This window comes from Pseudomonas sp. NPDC086112, from assembly GCF_044746425.1.
GTDB lineage: Bacteria > Pseudomonadota > Gammaproteobacteria > Pseudomonadales > Pseudomonadaceae > Aquipseudomonas.
In genome coordinates this window covers 1-2,154 of record NZ_JBIVCD010000097.1, presented here as the reverse complement: position 1 = coordinate 2,154, position 2,154 = coordinate 1, and the positions used below count along the sequence as shown (strand labels likewise).

At 55.4% G+C, this 2,154-nt stretch carries 3 protein-coding genes; 1 reads left to right on the top strand and 2 read right to left on the bottom strand.

All coding sequences use genetic code 11. From position 1 onward, the window contains the following. Nucleotides 1-238 (bottom strand): ribonuclease P protein component (rnpA, locus tag ACIPLA_RS28175; protein WP_401177748.1); only part of this gene is annotated, 238 nt, incomplete at its 3' end. Between the two features lie 16 nt (nucleotides 239-254). Continuing rightward, complete coding sequence (gene rpmH, locus ACIPLA_RS28170) at nucleotides 255-389, bottom strand: 50S ribosomal protein L34 (RefSeq protein WP_003213577.1); 135 nt, start codon at nucleotides 387-389, stop codon at nucleotides 255-257. Nucleotides 390-956: 567 nt separating this feature from the next. Here rpmH and dnaA point away from each other — a divergent pair. Beyond that, nucleotides 957-2,154: chromosomal replication initiator protein DnaA (gene dnaA / locus ACIPLA_RS28165; RefSeq protein ID WP_401177745.1), on the top strand; the 1,198-nt coding region annotated here is incomplete at its 3' end.

Here is a 2,154-nt window from a genome sequence, read left to right as displayed (position 1 = left end):
GTAAATCCTGGTTCAGGCGAAACGATTCGCGCATCAGACGTTTGAGGCGATTGCGCTCGACGGAGAGCTTTACGCTCTTTTTCCCGATAACCAGCCCGAGACGGGGGTGATCAAGATCGTTATTGCGCGCAAGGAGCAGGAGATTTTTCCCCGGAACCTTGCCGGTAGGGGAGTCAAAGACTGCCTTGAAATGCCGGGGGGTAAGCAGACGCTTTTCCCGACTGAAGTCCTGACTCACCTCCAGTGCCGGCTTATCAAACTGCCAGACGCGCACGACCTTTGGCGCGGCGACGCGACAGAACGGCACGACCGTTCTTGGTAGCCATGCGAGCACGGAAACCGTGGGTACGAGCGCGTTTGATAGTGCTTGGTTGGAAAGTACGTTTCATTGTCGTGTTACCTGGTTCGTCCACAACGGGCCGGAATGGCCCCCGTTTTAAGAGACCGGGGATTCTAGAGAAAGCAAGCCTCTAGGTCAATTTCCAACCAGCGTTTCCTTATAAATAGATCTCCAGACGATTTACCCGGCGAAGGTCGTTCGCCAGATATAGAAATAAAGAAGGGAATTATTTAAAGCTTTTCTGTAAAGCTTATAAAAGCTAGAGGCACGTTCATCTGTGGATAACTGCCTTTAGCCCTTCTAAACCGTGATGTACAGAGAATGACAACTACGGTGGAAAACGGTGGTCAGCCTGTGCTGCGCTGTCGGATAAGCTGTGTGTGGAAAGGCCAGTTATCCACAGGCAGGTTATCCACCGAGTTTCGCCCCCACTTGTCCAGTGCCCTCATGGGCGGTTATCCACAGAGCTTATGCACATACCGTTGGTCTTCTTTTCGAGGGTTAACGCATTGATAAATCATGCCCTGTGCGCAACCTGCATGTGGATAAGTGGACGACTGGTCGCTACAATGACTGCTTGTTTTTGCCTCACCGGCTTTCAACTTAGGGGATATCCGTGTCAGTGGAACTTTGGCAGCAGTGCGTAGAGCTTTTGCGCGATGAGCTGCCTGCCCAACAATTCAACACTTGGATCCGTCCACTACAGGTCGAAGCCGAAGGCGACGAGCTGCGTGTCTACGCGCCGAATCGTTTTGTTCTCGATTGGGTCAATGAAAAGTACCTGGGGCGCGTCCTTGAACTGCTCGATGAGCATGGCAATGGCCTGGCGCCGGCGCTCTCCTTATTAATAGGCAGCAAACGCAGTTCGGCACCGCGTGCGGCACCTAATGCTCCATTGGCCGCCGCGGCGTCTCAGGCTCAGGCCGCTCAAGCGCCTGTCAGCGCTCCGGCGCCAGCCCCGGCAGCTGCATCGACCAAACGTGCGACACAAAAGGTTGCTGAAGTCAGTGAAGAGCCGTCTCGCGACAGCTTCGATCCAATGGCAGGCGCCAGTTCGCAACAGGCCCCGGTTCGCTCCGAACAGCGTACGGTGCAGGTCGAAGGCGCGCTCAAGCACACCAGTTACCTGAACCGCACCTTTACCTTCGAGAACTTCGTCGAAGGCAAGTCCAACCAACTGGCCCGGGCTGCGGCCTGGCAGGTGGCGGACAACCCCAAGCACGGCTATAACCCGCTCTTCCTTTATGGCGGTGTCGGCTTGGGTAAAACCCACTTGATGCACGCTGTGGGTAACCACCTGTTAAAGAAGAATCCGAATGCCAAGGTTGTGTACCTGCATTCCGAGCGTTTCGTTGCGGACATGGTCAAGGCTTTGCAGCTGAATGCGATCAACGAGTTCAAGCGCTTCTACCGCTCGGTGGATGCGTTGCTGATCGATGACATTCAGTTCTTCGCCCGCAAGGAACGCTCTCAGGAAGAGTTTTTCCACACCTTCAACGCCCTGCTTGAAGGTGGCCAGCAGGTCATTCTTACCAGTGACCGCTATCCGAAAGAAATCGAAGGCCTTGAAGAACGCCTGAAGTCACGTTTCGGCTGGGGCTTGACGGTTGCCGTCGAGCCGCCGGAGCTGGAAACCCGCGTGGCGATCCTGATGAAAAAGGCCGACCAGGCCAAAGTCGATCTGCCACACGACGCGGCGTTCTTCATTGCCCAGCGTATTCGCTCCAACGTCCGCGAACTGGAAGGCGCGCTCAAACGCGTGATCGCCCACTCGCACTTCATGGGCCGCGATATCACCATCGAGCTGATTCGCG

Coding starts and splice junctions, on each gene's coding strand:
- rpmH (WP_003213577.1), bottom strand. CDS start 389: ATGAAACGTACTTTCCAACCAAGCACTATCAAACGCGCTCGTACCCAC.